Origin of the sequence: Actinoplanes sp. L3-i22 (assembly GCF_019704555.1) — a bacterium.
Taxonomy (GTDB): domain Bacteria; phylum Actinomycetota; class Actinomycetes; order Mycobacteriales; family Micromonosporaceae; genus Actinoplanes.
Genome location: NZ_AP024745.1, coordinates 1,040,439 through 1,064,030, shown reverse-complemented (window position 1 = coordinate 1,064,030; position 23,592 = coordinate 1,040,439). Strand labels below are relative to the sequence as shown.

General features: G+C 70.9%; 22 protein-coding genes. 11 read left to right on the top strand and 11 right to left on the bottom strand.

Annotated elements, in window-relative coordinates; genetic code table 11:
- The first annotated feature begins 20 nt into the window (after positions 1-20).
- On the top strand, positions 21-335 hold the full coding sequence (locus L3i22_RS04915) for an STAS domain-containing protein (protein ID WP_221325811.1): 315 nt from the start codon (positions 21-23) through the stop codon (positions 333-335).
- Positions 336-492: 157 nt separating this feature from the next.
- On the opposite strand, the gene L3i22_RS04910 is transcribed toward L3i22_RS04915, so the two are convergent.
- Positions 493-1,776, bottom strand: coding sequence for an MFS transporter (locus L3i22_RS04910; protein ID WP_221329787.1), 1,284 nt, complete (start codon positions 1,774-1,776; stop codon positions 493-495).
- Between the two features lie 50 nt (positions 1,777-1,826).
- Between L3i22_RS04910 and L3i22_RS04905 the strand changes: the two genes are divergently transcribed.
- The 9 genes from L3i22_RS04905 (at position 1,827) to L3i22_RS04865 (ending at position 10,834) form a co-directional block, all read left to right on the top strand.
- The gene (locus tag L3i22_RS04905; RefSeq protein WP_221325810.1) at positions 1,827-2,804 is read left to right on the top strand and encodes a GlxA family transcriptional regulator; all 978 of its coding nucleotides are present in this window, start codon (positions 1,827-1,829) and stop codon (positions 2,802-2,804) included.
- Between the two features lie 69 nt (positions 2,805-2,873).
- Positions 2,874-4,538 carry a GspE/PulE family protein gene (locus tag L3i22_RS04900; RefSeq protein WP_221325809.1) on the top strand — a complete coding sequence of 555 codons (1,665 nt, stop codon included), beginning with the start codon at positions 2,874-2,876 and terminating at the stop codon, positions 4,536-4,538.
- Between the two features lie 87 nt (positions 4,539-4,625).
- On the top strand, positions 4,626-5,747 hold the full coding sequence (locus L3i22_RS04895; RefSeq protein WP_255657954.1) for a type IV pilus twitching motility protein PilT: 1,122 nt from the start codon (positions 4,626-4,628) through the stop codon (positions 5,745-5,747).
- Positions 5,748-5,749: 2 nt separating this feature from the next.
- Positions 5,750-6,982, top strand: a complete 1,233-nt coding sequence (locus L3i22_RS04890) for a type II secretion system F family protein (RefSeq protein WP_221325808.1) — start codon at positions 5,750-5,752, stop codon at positions 6,980-6,982.
- A gap of 126 nt (positions 6,983-7,108) precedes the next feature.
- The gene (locus L3i22_RS04885) at positions 7,109-7,594 is read left to right on the top strand and encodes a prepilin-type N-terminal cleavage/methylation domain-containing protein (protein WP_221325807.1); all 486 of its coding nucleotides are present in this window, start codon (positions 7,109-7,111) and stop codon (positions 7,592-7,594) included.
- A gap of 73 nt (positions 7,595-7,667) precedes the next feature.
- Entirely contained in the window at positions 7,668-8,450 is a 783-nt protein-coding gene (locus L3i22_RS04880; protein WP_221325806.1) for an A24 family peptidase, read from the top strand.
- 43 nt (positions 8,451-8,493) lie between these two features.
- Positions 8,494-9,522, top strand: a complete 1,029-nt coding sequence (pilM, locus tag L3i22_RS04875; RefSeq protein ID WP_221325805.1) for a type IV pilus assembly protein PilM — start codon at positions 8,494-8,496, stop codon at positions 9,520-9,522.
- On the top strand, positions 9,519-10,235 hold the full coding sequence (locus L3i22_RS04870) for a hypothetical protein (RefSeq protein ID WP_221325804.1): 717 nt from the start codon (positions 9,519-9,521) through the stop codon (positions 10,233-10,235). Before pilM ends, L3i22_RS04870 begins: the two co-directional genes overlap by 4 nt.
- Positions 10,235-10,834, top strand: coding sequence for a type 4a pilus biogenesis protein PilO (locus L3i22_RS04865; protein WP_221325803.1), 600 nt, complete (start codon positions 10,235-10,237; stop codon positions 10,832-10,834). The genes L3i22_RS04870 and L3i22_RS04865 overlap by 1 nt, the downstream gene beginning before the upstream one ends.
- Here L3i22_RS04865 and L3i22_RS04860 read toward each other — a convergent pair.
- Positions 10,821-11,684, bottom strand: coding sequence for an LLM class flavin-dependent oxidoreductase (locus L3i22_RS04860; RefSeq protein WP_221325802.1), 864 nt, complete (start codon positions 11,682-11,684; stop codon positions 10,821-10,823). The genes L3i22_RS04865 and L3i22_RS04860 overlap by 14 nt on opposite strands.
- A gap of 283 nt (positions 11,685-11,967) precedes the next feature.
- Between L3i22_RS04860 and L3i22_RS04855 the strand changes: the two genes are divergently transcribed.
- Entirely contained in the window at positions 11,968-12,354 is a 387-nt protein-coding gene (locus L3i22_RS04855; protein WP_221325801.1) for a response regulator, read from the top strand.
- Here L3i22_RS04855 and L3i22_RS04850 read toward each other — a convergent pair.
- The 9 genes from L3i22_RS04850 to pstS form a co-directional block, all read right to left on the bottom strand.
- On the bottom strand, positions 12,329-13,300 hold the full coding sequence (locus L3i22_RS04850) for a fatty acid desaturase (protein WP_221325800.1): 972 nt from the start codon (positions 13,298-13,300) through the stop codon (positions 12,329-12,331). The genes L3i22_RS04855 and L3i22_RS04850 overlap by 26 nt on opposite strands.
- A 52-nt stretch (positions 13,301-13,352) precedes the next feature.
- Entirely contained in the window at positions 13,353-14,177 is an 825-nt protein-coding gene (gene pstB, locus L3i22_RS04845) for a phosphate ABC transporter ATP-binding protein PstB (RefSeq protein ID WP_221325799.1), read from the bottom strand.
- A gap of 12 nt (positions 14,178-14,189) precedes the next feature.
- Positions 14,190-15,188: a sortase gene (locus tag L3i22_RS04840; RefSeq protein ID WP_221325798.1), complete on the bottom strand. Its 999-nt coding sequence runs from the start codon at positions 15,186-15,188 to the stop codon at positions 14,190-14,192.
- 16 nt (positions 15,189-15,204) lie between these two features.
- Entirely contained in the window at positions 15,205-15,807 is a 603-nt protein-coding gene (locus L3i22_RS04835) for a hypothetical protein (RefSeq protein WP_221325797.1), read from the bottom strand.
- Positions 15,800-16,786, bottom strand: coding sequence for a WxL protein peptidoglycan domain-containing protein (locus L3i22_RS04830; protein WP_221325796.1), 987 nt, complete (start codon positions 16,784-16,786; stop codon positions 15,800-15,802). Before L3i22_RS04830 ends, L3i22_RS04835 begins: the two co-directional genes overlap by 8 nt.
- 67 nt (positions 16,787-16,853) lie before the next feature.
- On the bottom strand, positions 16,854-18,419 hold the full coding sequence (locus L3i22_RS04825; protein ID WP_255657950.1) for an Ig-like domain-containing protein: 1,566 nt from the start codon (positions 18,417-18,419) through the stop codon (positions 16,854-16,856).
- 20 nt (positions 18,420-18,439) lie between these two features.
- Positions 18,440-19,420, bottom strand: coding sequence for a hypothetical protein (locus L3i22_RS04820; protein WP_221325795.1), 981 nt, complete (start codon positions 19,418-19,420; stop codon positions 18,440-18,442).
- A 128-nt stretch (positions 19,421-19,548) separates the two neighbouring features.
- Complete coding sequence (locus L3i22_RS04815) at positions 19,549-21,966, bottom strand: hypothetical protein (protein ID WP_221325794.1); 2,418 nt, start codon at positions 21,964-21,966, stop codon at positions 19,549-19,551.
- Positions 21,963-23,591, bottom strand: coding sequence for a phosphate ABC transporter substrate-binding protein PstS (gene pstS / locus L3i22_RS04810; protein WP_221329784.1), 1,629 nt, complete (start codon positions 23,589-23,591; stop codon positions 21,963-21,965). The genes L3i22_RS04815 and pstS overlap by 4 nt, the downstream gene beginning before the upstream one ends.
- Position 23,592: the final 1 nt, after the last annotated feature.

Genomic DNA, 23,592 nt, shown 5'->3' with positions numbered 1-23,592 from the left:
GGCGAGACGGAAGGCCCCCGGTGATCGAAGAAGTGACGAGCCTGGATGCCGACGGCACCCTTACCACCGTTTCGCTACGCGGCGAGATAGACGTCCTGACCGTCGAACAGGTGCGCCTGGCCCTCGGCGAGGCGGTCGCCGGCCGGCCCCGGCAGATCGTGGTCGACATGCACGAGGTCGCCTTCATCGACTCGACCGGGCTCGGCGCGCTGATCTCCGGCTTCCAGCGGGCCCGTGACCAGGCGATCGCGTTCCAGCTGGCCCGCCCCAGCCACAACGTACGCCAGATTCTGATGCTCAGCGGCCTGATGGAGGTCGTCGAGGTCACGCCCTGACCGTCGATCAAGATCAACATCAAGATCCGCTTTCGGTACGACGTGTGCCCGGCCCCGTGGCGATCCCGTCGCGGGGCCGCCGCGCACCGGGCCGCGACGCGACCCGCCCAGGGTCCCGGCGCGGGCGCGGGCCACGCCCGTACCGAATAATTGTTTTTCAGGCTTTTGCCGGGACCGCCAGACCGAGGCCGGGCGCGATCGGCTTGAGGTGCTTGCCGGCGAAGAGCATCAGGCTCAGCAGCGAGGCGAGGATGGCCAGCGCGCCGGCGCCGTACCAGGCCCAGGTGTACGCGCCGAGCTGGTCGCGGACCAGGCCGGCGGCGGTGGCCGCGATCGCCGCGCCGAACTGGTGCGAGGCGAAGACCCAGCCGAAGACGACCGGGCCGGCCGCGCCGAAGTACTCCCGGCACAGGGTGACCGTGGGCGGCACGGTGGCCACCCAGTCCAGGCCGTAGAAGAGGATGAAGACCAGCATGCTCGGGTGCGCGGTGGCGGCCAGGATCGACGGCAGGACCAGCAGCGACAGCCCGCGCAGCGCGTAATAGCCACCGAGCAGGATCCGGCTGTCGACCCGGTCGGTGAGCCAGCCGGACGCGATCGTGCCGACGATGTCGAACGCGCCGACCAGGGCGAGCAGGCTCGCGGCCGTGGTGTTCGGCATGCCGTGGTCGTGCGCGGCCGGGATGAAGTGCGTGCCGACCAGCCCGTTGGTGGTCGCCCCGCAGATCGCGAAACCACCCGCGAGCAGCCAGAACGCCCGTGTCCTGGCGGCGTCCCGGAGAGCGACCAGCGCGGTCCGGGCGGCATTGCCGGTGGGCTTGGCCGGCGGGTCGGTGACGCCGCCGAGCGCGGTCACGCCGAGATCCTGCGGGTGGTCCCGCAGGCGCCAGAGGATCAGCGGAACGACCAGGAGCGCGATCGTGGTCACGATGAGCGCGGCGGTGCGCCAGCCGTGCGCCTCGGTGATCCGGGACAGCACCGGCAGGAAGATCAGGTTGCCGGTGGCGCCGCCGGCCGTGAGCACGCCGGTGACCAGGCCGCGGTGCTTGACGAACCAGCGTCCGGTGATCGTCGCCACGAAGCCGAGCGCGAGCGAGCCGGTGCCGAGCCCGACCAGGACGCCCCAGCAGAGCATCAGCTGCCAGCTGGCGGTCATGAACACGGTCAGGCCGGAGCCGAGCGCGACCAGGCCGAGCGCGGCGGCGGCCACCCGGCGGATGCCGAACTTGGCCATCAGCGCCGCGGCGAACGGGGCGGTCAGGCCGTAGAGCAGCAGGTTGACCGAGACGGCGGCGGAGATCGTGCCGAGCGACCAGCCGAACTCGTCGTGCAGTGGCTGGAGCATGACGGACGGGGTGGAACGGAAGCCGGCCGCGCCGATCAGGGCGATGAACGCGACGGCGGCGACCGACCAGGCGGGGTGGAGGCGTGCTTTCACAATCTGAATTCTCCGTACTTCGGACCTCCCGGACGAGTGGCCGGAGAGCCATCATGCGCAAGAATCAGGCCATGCCCCATGTGCTCGCGGTCCTGGTCCTGGACGATGTGGTCGGCTTCGATCTGGGCGTGCCGCCGCAGGTGTTCCGGGCCGCCCGCCGCTCCGACACCGATCACCTCTACGACGTGCGGGTCTGTGGCCCGGGCCCGGTGCACAGCTCGGCCGGCTTCACCGTCGTGCCGGATCACGGCCTGGACACCCTGGCCGTGGCCGACACCGTGGTGATCCCCGGCATCCACGGCACCGGGCCGATGACCGACGGCACCCTCGATCCGGTCATCCGGGAGGCGCTGCTCGCGGCGGCCGCGCGCGGCGCCCGGATGGTGTCGATCTGCACCGGGGCCTCGGTGCTGGCCGCCGCCGGCCTGCTCGACGGCCGTCCGGCGGCGAGTCACTGGGGCTGGGAGCCGCGTCTGCGCCGGCTCTACCCCGGCGTCAACTGGGACTTCGACGTGCTCTTCGTCGACGACGGGGACGTGCTGACCTCGGCCGGGGTCGGCGCCGGGGTGGATCTCTGCCTGCACATCATCCGCTCCGACCACGGCTCCGAGGCGGCGAACCGGGCGGCCCGGCGCTGCGTGGTGCCGCCGTGGCGGGACGGCGGGCAGGCGCAGTACATCGAGCGCCCGGTGCCGGCCGCCGCGGGCAGCGGCACCGAGCCGACCCGGGCCTGGGTGCTGGACCGGCTGAGCGAGCCGGTCACCCTGGAGGAGATGGCCGCGCACGCCCGGATGAGCGTGCGCACGTTCACCCGGCATTTCCGCGACGAGACCGGCTCCAGCCCGCGGCAATGGCTGCTGCGCCAGCGGGTCGAGCACGCCCGCCTGCTGCTGGAGTCGACCGACCTCGGGGTGGACGTGGTGGCCCGCCGCGCGGGGCTGGGCAGCGCCACCGCGCTCCGGCAGCACCTGCACGCGACCATCGGGGTCGCCCCGTCCGCTTACCGCCGCACCTTCCGCCACGCGTCCTAGCTGCTCAGGTTTGCGGCGGGATGTCCGATGGAGGGGTGTATACCCTGTGCCGCCGCGGTTGAGGATTCCATGGACCAAACCTTCCGTCCGCTGCTCGATGCTCTGAAGCAGATCGGCGTCGACGCGCATGCGATCGACGCGGCTGCCGAAGAGGCATTGCGCAGCGGTCGCCCGGTCCGTGCCGTCCTGATCAACGACCAGGTCGTCACCGAGGAGCAGCTGACCCAGGCGGCCGCCGCGGCGTTCGGCATCAACACGCTCGACCTGGTCGGCTTCACCCCGGACCCGACCGCGCTCAAGCGGATCCCGCTGCCGGTGGTGCTCCGGCACCGGGTGCTCGGCCTGGCGATCAACGACGGCGAGCTGGTGGTCGGCGTGACCGACCCGGCCGACGTGGTGGCGCTGGACGACGTCCGGGCCGCGACCGGCATGACGGTCCGCCCGGTGGTGGTGGCCCGCAGCGAGGTCCGCCGGATCATCGAGAAGCTGCAGCGGGAGGACAGCGACCTCGGCGACCTGGCCGACGCCGCGGCCGAGTCGACCGGCATGACCGCGCAGCAGACCAGCACCGAGGACGCCCCGATCGTCCGGTACGTGAACAGCCTGATCGAGCAGGCCGTCATGAACCGCGCGTCCGACCTGCACCTGGAGCCGACCGAGGACGACATGCGGGTGCGGTACCGGATCGACGGCGTGCTGCACGAGGTGGACATCGTGCCGAAGGGCGTGATGGCCGCGCTGACCTCGCGCATCAAGATCATGTCGGGCGTCGACATCACCGAGAAGCGGGTGCCGCAGAACGGCCGGATCACCGCGATGATCCGGGACCGGAGCGTCGACCTGCGGACCGCCACGCTGCCCACGGTGTGGGGCGAGAAGATCGTGCTCCGGGTCCTGGACACCGGCGGCATCGACCTGGACATCCGGAAACTCGGGTTCACCGAGCACAACCTGAGCCGGTTCGAGGGGTCGTTCACCAAGCCGCACGGGATGGTGCTGGTCACCGGCCCGACCGGCTCCGGCAAGTCGACCACGCTCTACGCCACGCTCGGCCGGATCAGCAAGCCCGAGGTCAACGTGATCACCATCGAGGACCCGGTCGAGTACCGCCTGCGCGGGGTCAACCAGGTGCAGGTGAACGTGAAGGCCGGGCTGACCTTCGCGGCGGTGCTGCCGGCCATCCTGCGGTCCGACCCGGACGTGGTGCTGATCGGTGAGATCCGGGACGGCACCACCGCGCAGATCGCCGTCGAGGCGGCGCTCACCGGTCACCTGCTGCTCTCCACGCTGCACACCAACGACGCGCCCGGCGCGGTCACCCGGCTCACCGAGATGGGCATCGAGCCGTTCCTGGTCGGCTCGTCGCTGGACTGCGTGCTGGCCCAGCGGCTGGCGCGGCGGCTGTGCGACTGGTGCAAGGAGGCGTACGCGCCGACCGAGGAGGAGATCTACGCGGCCCGCTGGCCGCTGGAGGACCTGGCCTTCCCGCACGTGCTGTACCGGCCGGTGGGCTGCCGCAACTGCGCGAACACCGGGTACAAGGGCCGGATCGCGCTGCACGAGGTGATGCCGATCAGCCCGGAGATCGAGTCACTGACCATCCGGCGCGCTCCGGCCGGCGAGATCCGGGACGTCGCGGTGGCCCAGGGGATGTACGACCTGCGCGCCGACGGCCTGGCCAAAGCGTCCGGCGGACTGACCTCGGTACGCGAGGTCTCCCGAGTCGCGGTGTGACCGCACCCGGGTCGCAACTAAACCGGACTCCCGTCGTGCCGATTCAGAAAGTGTCGGAACACGAACTGGAGAGGGACCGAACGGCAGATGGACACGATCGAGCACGAGGCGATGCAGGCGGAGTCCGCCGGTACCGCGGACGACCTCGCCGTGCTCGACCAGTTGCTGATCACGCTGGTCGAGTCGCGCGGCTCGGACCTGCACCTCACGGTGGGTTCGCCGCCGATGATGCGGGTGGACGGCTCGCTGCGCCCGGTTCCCGGGTACGGCAAGCTCAACGCCTCGGACACCGAGTTGCTGGCCCGCGCCGCGGTCACGCCGATGCAGTGGGAGACGTTCCAGCGCGAGCAGGAGATGGACTTCGCGCACAGCATCGTCGGCGTCTCCCGGTACCGCGGCAACCTGTACCGCCAGCGCACCTCGTGCGGCGCGGTCTTCCGGGCCATCCCGCACAAGATCAAGCCGCTGGACGAGCTGGGCATGCCGGAGTCGGTGGGCCGCTTCGCCCATCTGCCCCGTGGCCTGGTGCTGGTGACCGGCCCGACCGGGTCCGGCAAGACCACCACGCTGGCCTCCCTGCTCGACCTGGCCAACCGCAGCCGCGCCGACCACATCATCACCATCGAGGACCCGATCGAGTTCCTCCACCCGCACAAGCGCAGCATCGTGAACCAGCGCGAGGTCGGCTCGGACACCGAGACGTTCGCCAGCGCGCTGAAGCACGCGCTGCGGCAGGACCCGGACATCATCCTGGTCGGTGAGCTGCGGGACCTGACCACCACGGCGACGGCGCTGACCGCCGCCGAGACCGGTCACCTGGTGATGGCGACGCTGCACACGCAGAGCGCCACCCAGACCATCGACCGGGTCATCGACATCTTCCCGCCGCACCAGCAGTTGCAGATCCGCGCGCAGCTCGCGGCCAGTCTCCAGGGCGTGATCACCCAGGCGCTGGCCCCGCGTGCGGACGGCAAGGGCCGGGCGGTGATCTGCGAGATCCTGAGCGCGACGCCGGCCATCCGGAGCCTGATCCGGGAGGGCAAGTCGCACCAGATCCCGTCCTTCATGCAGGCCGGTGGCAACGAGGGCATGCTCGCCTTCGACCAGCACCTGGCCGAGAAGGTGCGGGAGGGCGCGATCACCATGCAGACCGCCCTGGAGATCAGCCACTCGCCGGAGGAACTCAAGCGGCTCGTCGGGCGGAGCTGATCATGTCCGCCAACAAGACGTTCATGTACAACACCATCGACGCCCGGGGGAAGAAGTCCAAGGGGACCATCGAGGCCCCCAACGAGGCGGCGGCCACCCACATGCTGCGGCAGCGTGGCGAGGTGCCGCTGGGGCTCACCGAGGCCGGGCAGGGTCTGCAGCGCGAGCTGAAGATCCCCGGGCTGGGCAACCGGGTCAAGCTCAAGGACCTGGCGGTCTTCGCCCGGCAGTTCGCCACGATGACCGCTTCCGGCATGTCGCTGCTGCGCTCGCTGTCGATCATGGAGGAGCAGACCTCGGCGCCGGCGCTCAAGCGGGCGCTCGGCGAGGTCCGCACCGACGTGGCCGCCGGTGGTGGGCTCTCCACGTCGATGGCCAAGCACGACCGGGTCTTCCCGCGCCTGATGATCGCGATGATCCGGGCCGGCGAGACCGGCGGCATGATCGACCGGGCGCTGGAGCAGATCGCCGAGAGCCTGGAGAAGGACACCGCGCTACGCGGCAAGATCAAGGGTGCGCTGACCTACCCGGCGATCGTGCTGGGCTTCACGTTCGTACTGATCGCAGCGATGTTGATCTTTATCGTTCCGATCTTCGAGCAGATGTTCAAGAGCCTCGGCGGGCAGCTCCCGGCGATCACCCAGTTCCTCGTCACGACCAGCCACAACATGTGGTGGGGCGGGCCACTGGTACTGGGCACCGGGATCGCCACCACGGTCGTCTACAAGCGCCGGCTGCGCACCAGCGCGGACTTCCGCCTGCGGGTCGACCGGATCAAGCTCGGCCTGCCGGTCTTCGGCCAGCTGTTGCAGAAACTGGCGATGAGCCGGTTCTCCCGCAACCTCGGCCTGCTGCTGAACGTCGGCGTGCCGGTGATGCAGGCGCTCGCGGTGGTCGGCGAGACCACCGGCAACGAGGTGATCAACCTCGCCATGAAGGACATCGGCGCGACCGTCCGGGACGGCCAGCCGATGTCCACGGCGATGCGCAACCACAAGGTTTTCCCCGAGATGGTCAACCAGATGATCGAGGTCGGGGAAGAGAGCGGTCAGATCAGTCAGATGCTCGACAAGGTTGCCGACTTCTACGACAGAGAAGTCGACTCCGCCGCCGAGTCCCTGGCCGCGTCGATCGAACCGATCATGGTGCTGCTGATGGGCGCGGTGGTCGGCGGCATGGTCATCTGTCTCTACATGCCGATGTTCAGCATTTACCAGAACATCCAGTCGAACTGACCCAGCGTGCGGTACGGCACGCGAGGTAATACCGGCCGCTTCCCGACGGCCGGAGCTCCACCGGGCGCCCGAGCCCGGCTCTCCCACCCCGCTCCACCCACCCCTTCGCCCTGGAGGCACCCCATCATGCAGAACGTCATCGACCGTCTGGCCGTCAAGCGCGCCGACCTCCTCGCCAAGAAGGACGACGAGGGCTTCACCCTCATCGAGCTCCTGGTCGTGGTCGTCATCATCGGCGTCCTGGTCGCGATCGCCGTGCCGGTCTACCTGAACTACCGCCAGGGCGCGGCCGACAAGTCGGCGCAGTCCGACGTCCGCGGCGCGATCAGCGCGGTGGAGCAGTTCTACACCAGCAACAACAACACGTACCCGGCCAGCGCGTCGGCTGACGGCACCGTCGCCTCGCTCGCCCTCCCGGGGATCTCCGGCGGCACCGCCGGCACCATCACGCTCTCCGACAAGACCAAGCTCACCTACATCAACAACGCGGACGGCACCTACAAGCTCTGCGCGTCCAACGGCGGCGGCAGCGGCAAGACCTACCGCTACCTCTCCGCGAGCGGCGGCTCGGTCCAGGCGGTCAGCGGCATCAGCCTCACCACCTGCGCCTGACGCCGGTCAGTGACCCCTGGGGTGGCGCCGCCGGCGGCGGCGCCACCCCAGCCCACGTGAGAGGAGCCCGAGCATGCCGCTGATCCCGTTGCTCGTCGTCGTCGGAATTCTCGGCCTCGCGGTGGGCTCCTTCCTGAACGTGGTGATCTACCGGGTCCCCCGCGACGAGTCGCTGGTCTCGCCCGGCTCGCACTGCCCGAACTGCGGCCACGCGGTGCGCAACCGGCACAACGTCCCGGTGCTCGGCTGGCTGCTGCTGCGCGGCCGGTGCGCCGACTGCGCCACCCCGATCAGCGCCCGCTACCCGCTCGTCGAGGCCGGCACCGCCGCCCTGTTCGTCGCGGTGGCCGCGCGCTTCGGCTGGTCCTGGGCCCTGCCCGGCTACCTCTACCTGGCCGCGGTCGCGATCGCGCTGGCGATGATCGACCTGGACGTGATGCGGCTGCCCAACAAGATCGTGCTGCCGTCGTACGCGGTGGCCGCCGCCCTGCTGGTCCCGGCCGCCCTGCTCGCCGGCGACCCGGGCGCCCTGCTCCGGGGCGCGGTCGCGGCGATCCTGCTCTACCTGGTCTACCGGGTGCTCGGCGCGTTCGGCATGGGTGGCGGCGACGTCAAGCTCGCCCCGCTGCTCGGCTTCTACCTCGGCTGGCTCGGCTGGGGCGCGGTGGCGGTCGGCGCGTTCTCCGGGTTCCTGCTCGGTGGCGTGGCCGGGGCGATCCTGCTGCTCACCCGGGCCGCCGGGCGCAAGAGCCGGATCCCGTTCGGGCCGTACATGCTGGCCGGCGCGTTGCTGGCGGTGTTCGCGGCGGCGCCGATCGCCGATTGGTACGCCAACCTGCTCACCCCGATCGCGTAACGACCGATAGCCCCCGTAGGAAGACGACCAGAAAGGAAAGCCGATGGCAGGCGCAACACCGATCGGGCTGGACATCGGCTCATCCTCGATCCGGGCGGTCGAGGTCCGCCGCACCCGGGACGACTACACCCTGATCAACTTCGGCCAGATCCCGCTCGACCCGGGCGCGGTGCACGGCGGCGTGGTGCAGGACCCGCTCGCCGTCACGCACGCGCTCAAGCAGCTCTGGGCCGCCTCCCGGTTCGGCACCAAGCGGGTCAGCCTCGGGGTGACCAACCCGCAGCTGGTGGTCCGCGAGATGTCGATCGCGAACCTGCCCTCCGGACAGATGCGCCAGGCCCTGCCGTTCCAGGTCAAGGACGCGCTCCCGCTCGCGGTCGAGCGCTCGCTGCTGGACTTCTACCCGCTGGAGCAGCCCGGCGACAACCCGACCGTGCGTGGCCTGCTGATCGCCATGCCCAAGGACGCGGTGGTCGAGCTGGTGCACGCGGTGGAGAAGGCCGGCCTGCACGTGACCGGCGTCGACCTGGCCTCGTTCGCCCTGCTGCGGGCCGCCTCCCGGCTGGACACCCAGGTCGAGGCGATCGTCGACATCGGCGCGGACATCACCAGCGTGGTGGTGCACGCGGACGGCGAGCCGCTGTTCGTCCGGACCCTGCCGCGCGGCGGCGCCGAGATCACCGACAGCATCGCCACCCGCCTCGGGATCCCGGCCGCCCAGGCCGAGGAGCTCAAGTGCCGGTACGGCCTGCACGGCGACGGCACCCCGGACAGCGTCGCCGCGCTCACCGACGCGGTCCGCCCGCTCGCCAGCGAGCTGCGCAGCTCGTTCACCTACCTGGCCTCCGGCGAGCGGCAGAAGCAGGTCACCCGGCTGGCCCTGTGCGGCGGCGGGGCGCTCATGCCCGGTCTCGCCGAGCACCTGCAGGAGCAGCTCGGCGGCATCGCGGTGATGTACGCGGACAGCACCTCCCGCCTGCGCGACACCCGCCGGGCGCGGGAGCGCGGGTTCGACAGCTTCGTCCCGTCGGCGGCCGTCTCGATCGGCCTCACCCTCGGAGGATCCCGATGACCACGACCGCGTTGATGCCGGTGGACCCGTCGGTCTCACCGCAGCAGGCGTCCCGGGTGCTGACCATCCGCGCGAACCTGCTGCCGCAGGACATCAGCGACGGGCGGCGGGCGCGGCGGACCCGGACCGTCGTGCTGATCGCGGTGGTGCTGGTGCTCGGCCTGCTCGGCGGCTGGTACTGGACCGCGGCCGGCCAGAAGCAGGACGCCGACCTGGAGTTCGAGCAGATCACCCACCAGGTGGCCGCGGTGCAGCTGCAGCAGCGGCAGTACAAGACGCTGACCGAGACCAAGAACAGCAACATCGTCATGAAGAAGCAGCTCGCCACCCTGCTGGCGAAGGACCTGTCCTGGCAGAACCTGCTCGACCTGCTCCGGGCCACCGGTGACGACGCCGGGGTGGAGGTGACCGAGATCGGCGGCGAACTGGCCAACGACTCGACCGGCAGCTCCGGCACCCTGGACGCCGACGAGGTCGGCGAGCTGACCATCACCGGCAACGCGCCGCAGAAGAAGGCGGTCGCCGCCTACGTCGACGCGCTGGACAAGCTCACCTACGTGGACGGCCCGTTCGTCACCAGCCTGACCAGCAAGGGGCAGGAGAAGGTGGTCAAGAAGGGCAAGGTCGCCTTCACGCTCACCGTCTACATCACCGACAAGTCGCTCTGCGGGCGCTTCAGCGCGACCGAGTGCAAGTCCTCCGGAGGAAAGTGATGGGCGCGCTCCGATCCGACCGGCTCTGGCTCTTCGGTGGCCTGGCCCTGACCGCGGTGCTGATCGCGGCCGGCTGGTTCCTGATGATCGGCCCGAAGTACACCGAGGCGTCGGACGTACGGGCCCAGGCCGAGGACGCCAGCACCCAGCTGTCCACGCTGCGGACCCAGTTGTCCCAGCTCAAGGCGGACAGCGCGAACCTGCCGGACTACGCCTCGCTGCTGAAGAAGTACAAGAACGCGCTGCCGACCGACGACGACATCCCCACGTTCCTGCGTCAGCTGCAGACCATGGGCACGAACCTGGGCCTGGGTGTCAACGCCTACACCGCCACCGGCCGGGACGAGTCGAAGGCGGTCACCGCCGCCCGGGAACTGCCGATCACGCTCACCGCCGAGGGGAACGTGGACGACATCAGCACGTTCATCAAGAAGCTGCAGACCACCCAGCCACGGGCGGTGCTGATCGAGTCGACGGACCTGAAGCAGGGCAACACCCTGGGCGACGCCAGCGACCCGGACCCGTTCACGCTGACCCTGACGCTCAACGCGTTCCGGCTGAAGAGCAGCGCCTCGACGACGACCGTCACGACGCAGTGACGGGCCCGGCCGCGAGCAGGGCCGCGACGCCGTCGAAGGCCGGGCGGCGGACCGCGTAGCGCGAGATTCCCCACCGGCGTTCGCTCTGCTCCAGCTTCGCGGTCAGCTCACTCGGCGTTCCGGCCATCATGTACGGCGTCAGGGCCGCCTCCGCCTCGCTGATCTCGGCGTCCACGGCCCATTTCGCGTACGCCGCACCCGCGTCGCCGGTCACCTCGAAGTAGTGCACGAGCGCCTCGACCGGAGTCCCGCCGGCCAGCTCGACCTGCGCGTCCACCACGGCCGGCGAGAACTTCGCGGTGTGCGTGTGCCCGTCCGCCAGGGTGCGGCCCAGCCCGGAGAGCCCGATCAGGTCGGCGTGCCCGGCGGCCCAGCGCAGCAGCCGGGTGTTGCCGCCGCCGAACAGCAGCGGCACCCGGTCCTGCACCGGGCGCGGCGTGGCCAGACCGTCGCCGGCCAGCATCCGCACGGTCGCCTCGGCCACCTCGATGAAGTGGTCGACACGCGCGCGGACGCCGGGACGCTCCCGCCCGACCGCGGCCCACTCGGCCGGGGTGTGGCCGGCGCCGAGGCCGAGGATCGCCCGGCCGCCGGAGATCAGGTCGAGGGTGGCGACGTCCTGGGCGATCAGGATCGGCTCGCGGATGCCGGCGTTCAGCACGTACGACCCCAGTTTGATCGTGCTGGTGACCGCGGCCGCGGCGGCCAGGACCACGAACGGGGACGTGGAGCTGCCCGGATGGTCGGGGGTGTAGAGCGCCTGGAACCCGGCGGCCTCGGCGCGGCGGGCCAGGTCGAGCCAGTCGGCGGCGTCGGTCGGTTGCGCGTGCATCGAGAAGGAGAAGGCCATGCGCCATTGTTTTCGGTGCGCGGGCCGAGGACCGCGTTCTTCTGCCGAAGGCAGAGGTTTTGTCCGCAACCACCCTCGGACGTCGCCCTGTAGGGCCTCGCGTTCCGGGCGCCCCGCGCCCTGCGAGGCTCGGAAGGGTCCCCGCGGGAGCGACGGTCAGTTATTGGCCGCAGCGTAGGAAAGTCTGAATTTGATCTTTGGTCTGCTCCTCACCCGCAACCGAAGATAACTGCTGTGTGGCAAACGTCCGCCGAAGAGGAAGGCTCACGAGGAGGAGCCCCGAATGAACCAGAACCTGATCCTGATCGCCGACGACGACGCCGACGTCCGTGACCTGCTCACGGTGAGCCTGGAAGCGGTCGGCTACCGCGCGCTGGGTGCCAAGGACGGGCACACCGCCGCCCGGATCCTCACCGTCGCCAAGCCGATCGGCATGATCACCGACGTCCGGATGCCGGCGATGAACGGCATGGAGCTGTGCCAGCTGGCCCGGAGCAACCCGGCCATCCGGGACATGGCGATCCTGATGGTGTCCGGAAATGCCCATGCCTACGACGTGGACGCCGGGCTGATCTCCGGCGCGGACAGCTACCTGGCGAAGCCGCTCGCGCCAAAGCAACTGGTGATCGAGCTGCAGGACCTGATCAGCCGTCGCCACCTGGGGGTCTGACCGCGCCGCGACCGCGCAGCCGGTCCGCGGTCGCCGGAATCGGCCCGCGGATCTGCCGGACCGCCGCGTGCCACCAGCTCAGGTCGAACCGGCCGCCGTCGGCGAGGAACGCGCCACGCAGATCCGGCCAGGCCAGGCCCGGGTGCCGGTGATGAACGCCGTGCAGGTTGAACGCCAGGATGAACGTCTCCAGCGGCCGGGGCAGGGACAGGTTCATCGCGTCCAGCGGCTCGTCGAGCGGCGTGGCGTAGTGGTAGGCGTTGTCCGCCACCGACACCACGAACGCCCGCCCGAGCAGCGCCGCCGGCAGCATCCACCAGTGTGGACCGTAGGCGGCGAACGCGGCCGCGTGCAGCGCCACGATCAGCGCCGAGTCCAGCCGGAACGCGCCGAGCCGGCGGGCCGCGACGGTGTCGAGCAGCAGCGAGGTGACCGTCTCCGGGTCCTCCAGACGACGGCTCACCCACGCCCAGCCCCGCTTCGGCAGCGGCGCGAGCAGCAGCGACGACACCTCGGAGAGGTAGAGGCCGCCGAACAGGCGCAGGTAGTAACCGGGCGCCCGGGCGCCCCAGCTGGACCGGCCCGGGTCGAAGATCTCGGTCCGCTCGCGCGGGGTCCGGCTGAACCGGTGATGCAGCAGATGCCCGGCCTTGAGCAGGGCGAACGGCGCGCCGTAGGCGACCGCCAGGGTGCGGCCGAGCCGGTCGTTCCAGCGTCGGTCGCGCAGCAGGGATCCGTGGATGGTCTCGTGCAGCAACGACCACAGTGGGGTGTTGGTCAGCACGAGCAGCGGCAGGAGCCATCCCCAGGCGGTGCCTCGCGGCAGCAGCCAGAGCGGGATGACGAAGAGTTGGCAGCCCACAAGGATGAGGGCGATGGCGACGAGCGCGGACGAGGTCGCGGTGGCTCCGTACGTGCGCGTCGGTCCCGTCGAGACGGTTCGCACTCCAGGCAGGGTAGAAGCCGATCACCGCATCCGCGCTACCACCCGGTGTACATCAGCCGAAGCGGCCGTTGACGTATGCCTCGGTGCGCGGGTCGGCCGGGGCGTTGAACATCTGGTCGGTGTCGCCGGTCTCCACGATCATGCCCGGGGTGCCCTGCTCCGCCAGGAAGAACGCGCACTGGTGGGACACCCGGTTGGCCTGCTGCATGTTGTGCGTGACGATCACGATGGTGACCGTCTCGGCCAGCTCGGTGATGGTCTCCTCGATGCGCCGGGTCGACGTCGGGTCGAGCGCCGAGCACGGCTCGTCCATCAGCAGCACCTTCGGCCGGACCGCGAGCGAGCGGGCGATGCAGAGCCGCTGCTGCTGGCCGCCGGAGAGCGCGCCGCCCGGCTGGCGCAGCCGGTCCCGCACCTCTTTCCACAGGCCGGCCCGGGTCAGGCTCTCCTCGACCAGGCCGTCCTTCTCCCGCCGGGACGCCCGGGTGCCGGTCAGCTTGAGCCCGGCCACCACGTTGTCGTAGATCGACATCGCCGGGAACGGGTTCGGCTTCTGGAACACCATGCCAATCTTGCGGCGGGCCTCGGTCACCCGGACCGACGCGTCGTAGATGTCCTCGCCGGCCAGGCGCACCTCACCGGCGAGCGAGGCGCTCGGGATCAGCTCGTGCATCCGGTTCAGGATCCGCAGGAACGTCGACTTGCCGCAGCCGGACGGGCCGATCAGCGCGGTCACCTGACGGGCCGGCATGGTCAGCGAGACCCGGTCGAGGACCTTGCGCTCGCCGAACCACGCGGAGATCGCCTCGGCCTCCAGGGCGAGCGCGTCGGACCGCACCGACGCGAGGACGGACGGCTGGAGTGCGGTTTCGGTCATCGTGGTCCTCTTTCAGATCAGGTTGGGCAGCAGGCGGGTGACCTGGCCGGCGACCAGCAGGCCGAGCAGCGTCAGCACGGGCAGCCCGATCAGCCAGGCGTGCCAGAGGCCGAGCCGCTGCCGGACCCAGGCCATGGCGAGCGCCGAGACGAACATCAACTGTCCCCAGAGGACCAGCGGGACCAGGGCGATCAGGTCGATGCCCAGCATCTGCTCGGCCGGTGGCAACAGCGCGGTGGAGACGGCCAGCGACGACGGGTCCCGCACCTTCGAGGTCAGCTTCGCGTCGACCCGGAGCACGTTGTCCGGCAGGTACGCGGTCCCGTCGGCGGTGATCAGGGTCAGCCGGCCGGCGCCCGGGACGAGCGCGGCCGGCTGCGGGTCGCCGGCCCGGCGGACGCCCATCACCTCGTAGGACTGCTCGCCCTGCCCGGTGATCACGGAGATCCGGTCGCCGCCGGCCAGTTCGCCGATCCGGGAGAACGGGCCGCCGTACCCGGCCCGGCGACCCATCAGGATGCTGGTCCCGGCCTGGCCGGGGAAGACGGTGTCGCGCCGATGCCCGGGGCCGCGGGTCAGCACCCCGCTGTCAGTGCCCTCGAAGACCACCTCGTGGACGCCGATCGCCGGGATCTCGATCACCGCGACCGCGGTGCCCTCGGCCAGCGGCGTCTTGCCATCCTCGCTGACGTGGTTGACCGGCGCGGTGGCCAGGGCCAGGTCGGCGCGGAAGTTCGCGAACGCCAGCTTCTGCGCCCGGTCGTGCCCGAGGTCGCCGAGCACGGTGAACTGGGCGATGAACCCGAGCAGCACCGCCGCCAGGATGGAGAACGCGGTGCCGCTCAGCCGCGCCCAGAACGGTCCGGGACGCGGGGCCGGCGGCGTGACCAGCCCGGCCGGCTCCGGCGACGCGGCCGGGACGGGCTTCGGCGCGACCGGCGGCGGGGGCGGCGCGGGGATCGGCGGGGCCTCCGGTGGGGCCGGATCGACCGGAGTGATCGTGGTCGTCACTGGTCCTCCTGAGGTGTCACGGGGTGCGGGTGCGGCGGCCGAACCGGCGGCCGGCCTCGAAGGCGAGAAGCACGGCGGCGAGCCCGGCGACCAGCCACCACAGGGACGGCTTCGCCGGGGCCGGGGGCGGGGGCGCGGCCTCGGTCACGGTCTCCGGGACGGGTTCGATCACGGCTGCGGCCGAGGGCGCCGGCGATGCGGTGGTTCCGGCCGACAAAGTGCCGCTTTTGTACGTCTTGGGGCTGGTGAACGTCAGTGCGCCCGTGTACTCCGCGAACACCGTGCCCTTGAACGAGTCCACGCACGACACGGTCACGTCGTACTGCCCGCTCAGCTCGGTGTGGTTGTCCGCCGCGAAGTCGGCCATGGTCTGCCCGAAGTAGACGTCGAACCCGCCCGTCGCGGACATCCCGGCCGCGGTCGGCGCGGTCACCACCTGCCCGTCCTTCGGGAAGCCGTGCCCCCGGGCGACCGCGTAGAAGCCGTCCGCGGGAGCCGGGCAGCCCCCGGAGGTGTGCACCTTGATCGAGGCCAGGTCGATGCTGTTCGCCGGGGTGAACGTGATCGTGCCGGACGCCGGGGACGCCAGCAGCAGGGCCACCAGCGCGCTCTCAAGCATTCTTGACCACCCGGCGGCGCCGGCGGCGCCGGTTCCGGAACCAGCCGGTCACCAGCCCGACGAGCAGCAGGATCACGACCGCGGTGGTCCATGAGAAGGCCCAGAAGCCGTACTCCCGGGTGACCGCGCTGAGCGCGAGCTTCTGGTCGCTGGGCTGCGGCAGCGGGTCGGCGTGCACGGCGCCGGTCAGCCACACGGCGGGCAGCGCGCCGTCGACCTCGGCGGTCATCGTGACCGCGTCGCCGGGCAGGATCTCGGCCACGTCCGCGACGCCGTCGGCCACGCGCTCGCCGCCCCAGAGGGTGCTGACGGTGACCTTCTGGTGGGCGCCGAGGCGGACGTTGCCGGTGTTGCGCACCAGGTAGGTCAGCGTGGTGCGGCCGGTCTTCAGCGGGTTCGAGCTCGGGTGGTACTTCGCGGTCAGCTTCTCCACCGTGAGCCGTGGCTCGAGCGCGCCGCTGATCCGCAGGTAGACGCGCGAGCCGACACGCTGGTCGACGGAGACCTTGTTGCCCTTGGCGTCGGTCTGCAGCGAGGAAACCGAGGCGACGATGCCGGCGGTGTGGTCGCCGGGCGTGGCGGTGGCCGGGATCCGGAGCGTGAACGGGACGACCGTACGGCCGCGGGCGGGCACCGTCACCGAGCTCTTGGACATGCTCAGCCAGGCTCCGGCGTCGTCCGACCTGCCGCCGGCCGCGAGCACGTCGAAGCCGCCGCCGGTGGTGGTGAACGCGTCACTGGCGTAGACCTTCACGGTGATCGGCTTGGTCCCGGCGTTGGAGACCTCCACCTGGTCGTCGACGACACCGCCGGGCGTCGCCGCGTACGCGAAGGTCGATCTTTTGTCCGGTCCGGTCTTGCCGGTGGGCCGGACGCCGAAGGTGACCCGGCCGTCGCCGCTCGCCGGGGCCGCGGCTGCGGGACCGGCCAGACCGATGCCGATGAGGATGCCGAGCAGTGCCGTGACCGCACGCCGCATGGTGACCGTCCTTGAACGAAAGGGGTGGTGCGGGGCGGCGGGCAGTGCCGCCCCGCACCGGGGTGAATCAGATGGCGGTGATGGTGAGGGTCGCGGTGTAGGTACCGGCCACCGTGGTGGTCGGCGCCTGCAGCGAGACGTCGGCGGAGACGTGGGCGGTGCCCACGCCGGCGCCCTTGCCGGCCAGCGCCAGGGTGCGGGCGCTGGCCAGGCCGAGGCCGGACGGCGCGGCCGCGCCGGGCGCGATCGCGTTGGCCGGGTCGACCTTGGTGCCGGCGGTGACGGTCTGCGACACGGACTTGTCGATGACCTTCGGCGACCAGCCCAGGTTGGCGGCGTTGATCGCGTGGCTCGCGCCGTCGGAGAAGTCCGAGACCTGGCCGGAGACGTTCCAGCCGAAGTTGCCGGCCCGGGTGTCGGTGACGGTCAGCGCGTTGATGCTGCCCGCGGTGGTGAGCTTCGAGGCGTCCGTGGTGAGGGCCGGGGCCGGGAGCACGACCGGAGCGGTGTTCTCGACGCTGATCGTCAGCGCGCCGCTCTCCACCGTGGTGGAGATCGTCTGCGAGGCGCTGCCGCCCTTGAACGGCGTGACGGAGAGCGCCACCGCGGCCGACTCGGACCCGGTGAAGCTCGCCGCGCTGGCCGGGATGAACTTGGCGGTGAAGCCGTGGTCACCCTCGCCCAGGCTGCTGGTGTTCAGCACGGCGGTGCCGCCGGCGACGGTCACCGCGGAGCCGAGGTCCTTGCCACCGTCGGTGAACTGGACCGTGCCCGCCGCACCGGCCGGGGTGACCGTCGCGGTGAGCTTGACCGGCGCGTACCGCTCCACCGAGCCGGCCGGGTCGACGACCAGGGCGGTGGTGGTGGTCTGCGCCGCGGCGGCCTCGACGACCACGGTGGTGGCGGCCGAGGTGGAGCCGGAGACACCCGCCGTGGTGGGGGTGAACACCGCGGTGATCGAGTGCGAGCCGGCGGCCAGCGCCGACGTCTTCAGCTGGGCGGCACCGCTGGCGACGGTGACCGCGGCGCCGAGGTTGTCGGCACCGTCCTTGAACTGGACCGAGCCCGCGGCGGTGGCCGGGGTGACGGCGGCGTTCAGGGTGACCTCGTCGCCGACCTTGACCGAGCCGGTCGGCGCGGCGGTGACGACCGTCGTCGACGGCGCGGTCGAGTTCGGGTCGGTGGTCGTCCAGTCGGTCGCGGTCGTGAAGTAGAACGCGCCGGTGAAGGTGCCCAGCACGTTCGAGAACGCGTCGGTGCAGCTGATCACGACGTCGTACTCACCCGGCACGATGACCGTGCCCAGGTCGGTGGCGATGTCCTTGACGCTGTTGTCCTGCTGGACGTCGAAACCGGCGGTCGTCGACAGACCGAGGTCCTGGGGCTGGGCGAACGGGGCACCGGCGGCGAACTTGCCGGGGCCGTAGATGGTGGCGAAGTACTGGAACGTGTCGGCCGCACAGCCGGCCGAGGTGTGCAGCTTGGTCACCTCGAAGTCGAGGCCGGCGGTCTTCGCCGCGGCCCAGGTGCCGAGGGTGCCGGCGGCCGGGGCAGCCTGCGCCGCGGCGCCGAACGGGAGGACCAGAGCGGTGGCCGCGATCGCGACCACGGCGCCCTTGGACGTGAGCTTCATGGAAGTCTTCTCGCCTTCGATCACGGGGTGCGGAGGTTGGTGTCGCCGCAGGACGCGTGCGGCGCGAAGCCGAACTTCTTGATCGTGTTGGGGTTGGCGCAGACCTTCGAGGTCGGGCCGACGAAGACCGAGGCGTACGGCTCGGCGGCCAGCTTGCCGGTCGGGACGACGTTGTAGACGTCACGGGCCATCGTCGAAGCGGTGTTCAGCACGGTCGGCGCGATGCCGTCCAGCTGGCCGAGCACGGTCTTGCCGTGCACGTCCGGGACCGCGACGGTGGTCTGCGCGAGGTACTGGGCGATCGAGTACGGCGCGATCTGCTTGGCGTCGGTCAGCAGGGTGCCGTTGTTCTCCTGCAGCGGAGCGCCGGTCGCGTCGACCTCGCCGATGCAGGTGTGGTTCGTGGTCTGGGTGAAGTTGGCGGCGTCGGTGAAGCCCAGCGACTTCAGGAAGAAGCTGCGGGTACCCGAGCCGAACTGCGGGAGCAGCGGCTTGAAGTTGGCGCCGCCGCCGCAGTTGTAGATCGTGGTGAGCTGCGCCTTGGTGAACTTGCGCGAGATGGTGCTGTCGGACCGGACCGCGTAGGTGACGGCATCGACCGCGAACGGGATGTAGGTCAGGTTCTTGCCCGCGTACGACGCCGCGTTGTTGCTCGAGGAGCGCGCGAAGTCGAGGCAACCGTTACCGGCGTCGAGCGACGCGACCAGCGCGGTCACGCCGTTGCCGGAACCGGCCGGCCGGTTGATCTCGCAACCGGTCTCCTTGGTCTTGATCGTCGCCGAGCCGAACGCGTCGTAGGACGCGATCTGCTTGGTGCCGCCGGCGTCGACGATGACCTCGGAGAGGCCGTTCATGACGCCTTCGGTGGTGTCCGATCCGACACCGGCGAGAGTGCGGTAGGTGGGCGCCCCGGTGGGGTCGGCCTGGGCCGGGGAGGCAGTCACGGCGAGTGCCGCGATGAGCCCCATCCCGACCGCGGCCAGGAACCGTTTGTTCTGCACTGCGGCTATCCTTTTCTCTGCGTTCGCGTGCCGGACTGTTGTCCGGCCGCACTCCGCCGGCAGCTGCGAACTGCCGGTCGTTGTGGCCAGGAGTGGTTGCTCCTGGCCACAGACGTCTTCATGGGTGGTCACCCGGGCCGCTTGGCCCGGGCGATGGTCAGCAGGATCGGCCCGGCCAGGGCCGCGAGCAGCCCCAGGGCCAGGGCGCCGAAGAGCCCGTACCGGACCTTGCCCAGCGGGCTGCCGGGGGTCGGGTTGGACACCGCCACCGGGACCGCGGCGCCCATCCCGCTCGGGGTCGCGGCCGGCACGTCCGGCGCGGTGGCGGCGGCCGCGGTGGTGGCCGCGGTGGTCGGCGTGCCCCCCGGCGTGGTGGGGTCGGAATCGTCCGGCGTCGACGTCGAGCCGGCCTTCACCCCGGCGGTCTTCTCGATCGTGGTGGCCGCGTTTTTGGTCTGGGTGCGCAGCTTGGCCGGCAGCGGGGCGTATCCGGCCGGCAGGGTGCCCGGCTTCACGCCCGGCGTCTGGCCGTTGCCGGCCGCGTAGCGCAGCAGGTCCGCGTACGCCTTGCCGACCGCCTTGTCGAGATCCGCGGGCGCGGTCGCCGCGTAGATCACCGAGGTCAGCGGGTACGCCTTGGCCGCCGTGGTGGCCGGGTCCGGCGCCAGCACGTTCTTGTCGACGGTCGACGGCTTCATCGCGGCCACCCCGGCGAGCAGGCTGTCCGTGGTCGGCGCGACGAAGTTGCCGGCCGCGTTGCGCAGCTGGACCATCGGCATCCCGAACCGCTGGGCGGTCGCCACGTCGGTCACCGCGAGCACCGCCCGCTTGCCCGGCGACTGCGGGTTGCCCTTCTTCCAGCCGATCACCGCGCCGGTGCTGTCCCGCGAGGTGGCGTTGCGGACCAGCGTGTCACCGCGGGCCGCGGACCGGGCCGCGTCGTGCATGTTGTTGGCGTACGGATGCATGTCCAGCGTGCACCAGTCGACGTCCTGCTGGGCGTCGTTGCGCAGCTTGACGCAGTAGAGGTCGCTCTTCGGGAAGTTGTCCTGCGGCCAGGTCAGCTCCGGGTAGGCCGGGTTGACGACCATCCCCCACGGGTCGGCCGTGCCGGTCAGGAACGCCTTCGCGTCCTTGTCGGACAGCACCCACTGCCAGAGCAGGGTGGCCATGTCGGTCTGGCCGACCCCGAGCAGCGCGTCACCGATGGCCAGCGGCATCTCCGCGGCCGTGGTGGCGTTCTCCTTGTCCTTCGGCACCCACTCCGGGTTCAGCGCCCGGAACTCCTCGTCGTAGCTGATCGTCTCCGGGTTCTTCAGCAGCGGTTCGCGCTTCAGATCGGCCCCGGACCGGTACGACTGGGTCAGCAGCTTGGCCACCAGCCGCGCGGTGAGCTTCAGCGCGGGCAGCCGTTTGCCCTCGTTCTGTGCCTGCTCAGCGGTGGCGCCGGAGCCGGACTGCCAGTCGATGTTCATCGCGATGGCCAGCCCGGAGACCGCGGCCGGGGCGTAGACCACCTTCCGCCCGGTCACCGGCGCCGCCGGTTGGTTGAGGAAGACCAGGCCCGGATCGGGGGTGACCAGCCGGTCGCGGGCCGCCCCGTCGGTGGTCTGCGTCCAGCCGAACACCCGGTCGCTGCGGTTGCCCGCGCACAGGGTCGGCTGCCAGCGGATCATCGCCTCGGTCATCGCCTCGGCGCCGGTCACCCGCTTCTCCACCGCGCCGAGCGGGCAGACCCGGCCCAGCGGCTGGAACTTCAGCGGCACGACGAGCCGGTTGGCCCAGTTGGCGGCACTCAGCGGGGAGGAGTCCAGCCAGTGGTGCGGCTTGGCGTCGCCGACGGAGCCGTCGACCTCCTTGTCGCCGCGCGGGACGGCGACCAGCCAGCAGGACCGGCCGGTGCCGTTGGCCAGCGGCGACCCGCAGCCCAGGCCGGGCGCTTCGAGGGCGGTCTGCACCTCGAAGAACTCCTCGCCCTTGCCGTCGGGGCCGGTCCGGCCGTACGGAATCTCGTTGGTCGTCGTCGCGTCGAAGTACTCGCCACCGCCACCGGCCGAGATCGCGTCGCCCTCGACCGGAGTGAACGGCGCGTAGACCTGCTCCCCCACCTTCGTCGGCTTGCGGGTCTCGAGCGGGTCCCGCAGTCCGGTGCAGGTGCCGGCCGTCTCGTCGGCCGGCGGGCAGTACGGCGCGTAGTTCAGCTGCCGGGTGCCGGTCCACTGGCCGCCCCGGGTGTCGGTGTAGAGCGCGCCGAACTGGCACTGCTCCCGGGTCGGGCCGGTCGCGGCGTCGCCCCAGCACTGCATGAGCTGCAGGTAGTTGTCGTAGACGGCGATGTCGCTGGTGGCCTTGCCGCCGGTCCAGGTGACGTCCAGGACCTGGTTGATCAGGTTGGTGGTCTGGCTGACGGTGACCTTCAGGTCCTTGAAGTCGCCCTTGCCGGTGACGGTGACCGCGGTAGTGTCCGCGGCGTCGGCCGAGGGGGTCGGGGCGACGAACATCACCAGTACGGCGGCGAGCAACGCCGCGGTCCAGCGCCGGATCATCGCTTACCGCCCCGCTGCAGTCCCCGGGCGATCAGCGGCGGGCCGACGGTGAGGCCGACCAGCAACGCGACCGCGAGCGAGATCAGCACCCACTTCAGCGTCGAGTCGAGCTGGGGGCCGACCGTCACCGAGCCGGCCAGCGCGGAGTCCACTCCGGTGCCACCGGCCCCGCCGCCGGCCGGCAGCCCGGTGTCCGGGTCGATCGCACCCGCGGCGGCGCCGTTCCCGGCGGTCGCCCCGGTGCCCGTGCCCGTCCCGGCGCCGGTGGTGCCGGTGTTCGTACCCGTGCCGGTGCCGGTCTTGGTACCGCCCCCGGTCGTCGGGGTGTCCTGGGTGGCGCCGCCGGTGCCGGTCGCGCACTGCGTGGTGCCGACCTTGTCGCAGGCCTTCGGGTACGGCGCGTTCTTCGCCAGGATGTTCGTGCCGTCCTTGGAGAACGTCGGGTTGTTGCAGCCGGACAGGTCCGGCGGCTTCGCCACCACGCCGGGGATCTTGGCGACCTGCGTGTAACCGGCCTGGACCAGGTTCTTCGGCAGCGGCGAGTAGCCGAGGTCGTCCGCCTGTTTCTGCCCCTCGCAGAGGAAGTAGTAGGCGAACGCGCCGAGCGTCTTGCCCTTGTTCGTGGTGAACTTGTCGGTCGTCTGCGTCGGCACCAGCATGTAGCTGTAGCTGGACAGCGGGTACGTCCGCGTGTCGCTGTAGGTGTAGACGCCGCTCAGGTCCTGGGTCAGGTAGTCGGCCGAGTTCTCGTTCTGGTTGATCTTCGCGGCGAGCAGGGCCACGGCCACCGACTGCGCGGTCGGCTCGACGTAGTAGTCCTTCGCGTTGCGGATCTTCGCGATCGGGAAGCGGGCGTTCTTGGCGTACGAGTACTCGACGTACGTGATCGCGCCGACGCTGGACGCCTGGGCGACGTAACCGGCGACGTTCTGCGAGCCGCTCTGCGCGGTCATCGCGCTGCCCGCGATCGTCGGGTACAGCGAGGTCACCTTGCACGGGGTGGACCGGCCGGCCTTCTTGCAGTAAGCGTCCCAGATGTCCGGGTAGCGGGCCTTCATCCACGTGGTGAACTGGGCCGTCGTACCGGAGCCGTCGGACCGCACCACCGGGACGATCTTGCGGGCCGGCAGCGACAGGCCCGGGTTGTCGGTCTTGATCGCCGGGTCGTTCCAGACCGTGATCACGTTGGTGAAGATCTTGGCGAGCGTGTCGCCGGACAGCCGCAGGTTGGTGACCCGCTTCCCGCCGATCTCCAGGTTGTACATGAACGCGGTGCCACCGGCCACGATCGGCATGTAGGCGTACTTGAACTTGGGCTTGGCCTCGGTGTCACCGGCGTCGTCCTTGCCGTACGCGATCTCCGAGACGCCGAAGTCGAGCAGGCCGCTGGCGAACTGGTTGCGGCCGGCCGTGGAGCCGTTCGCCGTGTAGTTCACCGTGATGCCGTACTGCTTCACGTTGGAGTTCCACTGGTCGATCGCGTTGGAGCTCCACGTCGAGCCCGCGCCGGTGATCGGCACGTAGACGACCGCCGCAGCCGGGACGACACCGGCCAACTGGCCGGCCGCCGTGAGCGTCAGTACCAGCAGCGCCGCGGATGCGGCGCGGATCGCGCGCCTCAACATG

Excerpts from the sequence above, each read along its gene's own strand:
- L3i22_RS04880 (WP_221325806.1), top strand. The coding sequence starts at position 7,668 with ATGCCGCTGATCCCGTTGCTCGTCGTCGTCGGAATTCTCGGCCTCGCG.
- L3i22_RS04870 (WP_221325804.1), top strand. The coding sequence starts at position 9,519 with ATGACCACGACCGCGTTGATGCCGGTGGACCCGTCGGTCTCACCGCAG.
- L3i22_RS04885 (WP_221325807.1), top strand. The coding sequence starts at position 7,109 with ATGCAGAACGTCATCGACCGTCTGGCCGTCAAGCGCGCCGACCTCCTC.
- pstB (WP_221325799.1), bottom strand. The coding sequence starts at position 14,177 with ATGACCGAAACCGCACTCCAGCCGTCCGTCCTCGCGTCGGTGCGGTCC.
- L3i22_RS04895 (WP_255657954.1), top strand. The coding sequence starts at position 4,626 with ATGGACACGATCGAGCACGAGGCGATGCAGGCGGAGTCCGCCGGTACC.
- L3i22_RS04830 (WP_221325796.1), bottom strand. The coding sequence starts at position 16,786 with ATGCGGCGTGCGGTCACGGCACTGCTCGGCATCCTCATCGGCATCGGT.
- L3i22_RS04825 (WP_255657950.1), bottom strand. The coding sequence starts at position 18,419 with ATGAAGCTCACGTCCAAGGGCGCCGTGGTCGCGATCGCGGCCACCGCT.
- L3i22_RS04905 (WP_221325810.1), top strand. The coding sequence starts at position 1,827 with ATGCGCAAGAATCAGGCCATGCCCCATGTGCTCGCGGTCCTGGTCCTG.
- L3i22_RS04865 (WP_221325803.1), top strand. The coding sequence starts at position 10,235 with ATGGGCGCGCTCCGATCCGACCGGCTCTGGCTCTTCGGTGGCCTGGCC.
- L3i22_RS04900 (WP_221325809.1), top strand. The coding sequence starts at position 2,874 with ATGGACCAAACCTTCCGTCCGCTGCTCGATGCTCTGAAGCAGATCGGC.
- L3i22_RS04860 (WP_221325802.1), bottom strand. The coding sequence starts at position 11,684 with ATGGCCTTCTCCTTCTCGATGCACGCGCAACCGACCGACGCCGCCGAC.
- L3i22_RS04815 (WP_221325794.1), bottom strand. The coding sequence starts at position 21,966 with ATGATCCGGCGCTGGACCGCGGCGTTGCTCGCCGCCGTACTGGTGATG.
- pstS (WP_221329784.1), bottom strand. The coding sequence starts at position 23,591 with ATGTTGAGGCGCGCGATCCGCGCCGCATCCGCGGCGCTGCTGGTACTG.
- L3i22_RS04855 (WP_221325801.1), top strand. The coding sequence starts at position 11,968 with ATGAACCAGAACCTGATCCTGATCGCCGACGACGACGCCGACGTCCGT.
- pilM (WP_221325805.1), top strand. The coding sequence starts at position 8,494 with ATGGCAGGCGCAACACCGATCGGGCTGGACATCGGCTCATCCTCGATC.
- L3i22_RS04835 (WP_221325797.1), bottom strand. The coding sequence starts at position 15,807 with ATGCTTGAGAGCGCGCTGGTGGCCCTGCTGCTGGCGTCCCCGGCGTCC.
- L3i22_RS04890 (WP_221325808.1), top strand. The coding sequence starts at position 5,750 with ATGTCCGCCAACAAGACGTTCATGTACAACACCATCGACGCCCGGGGG.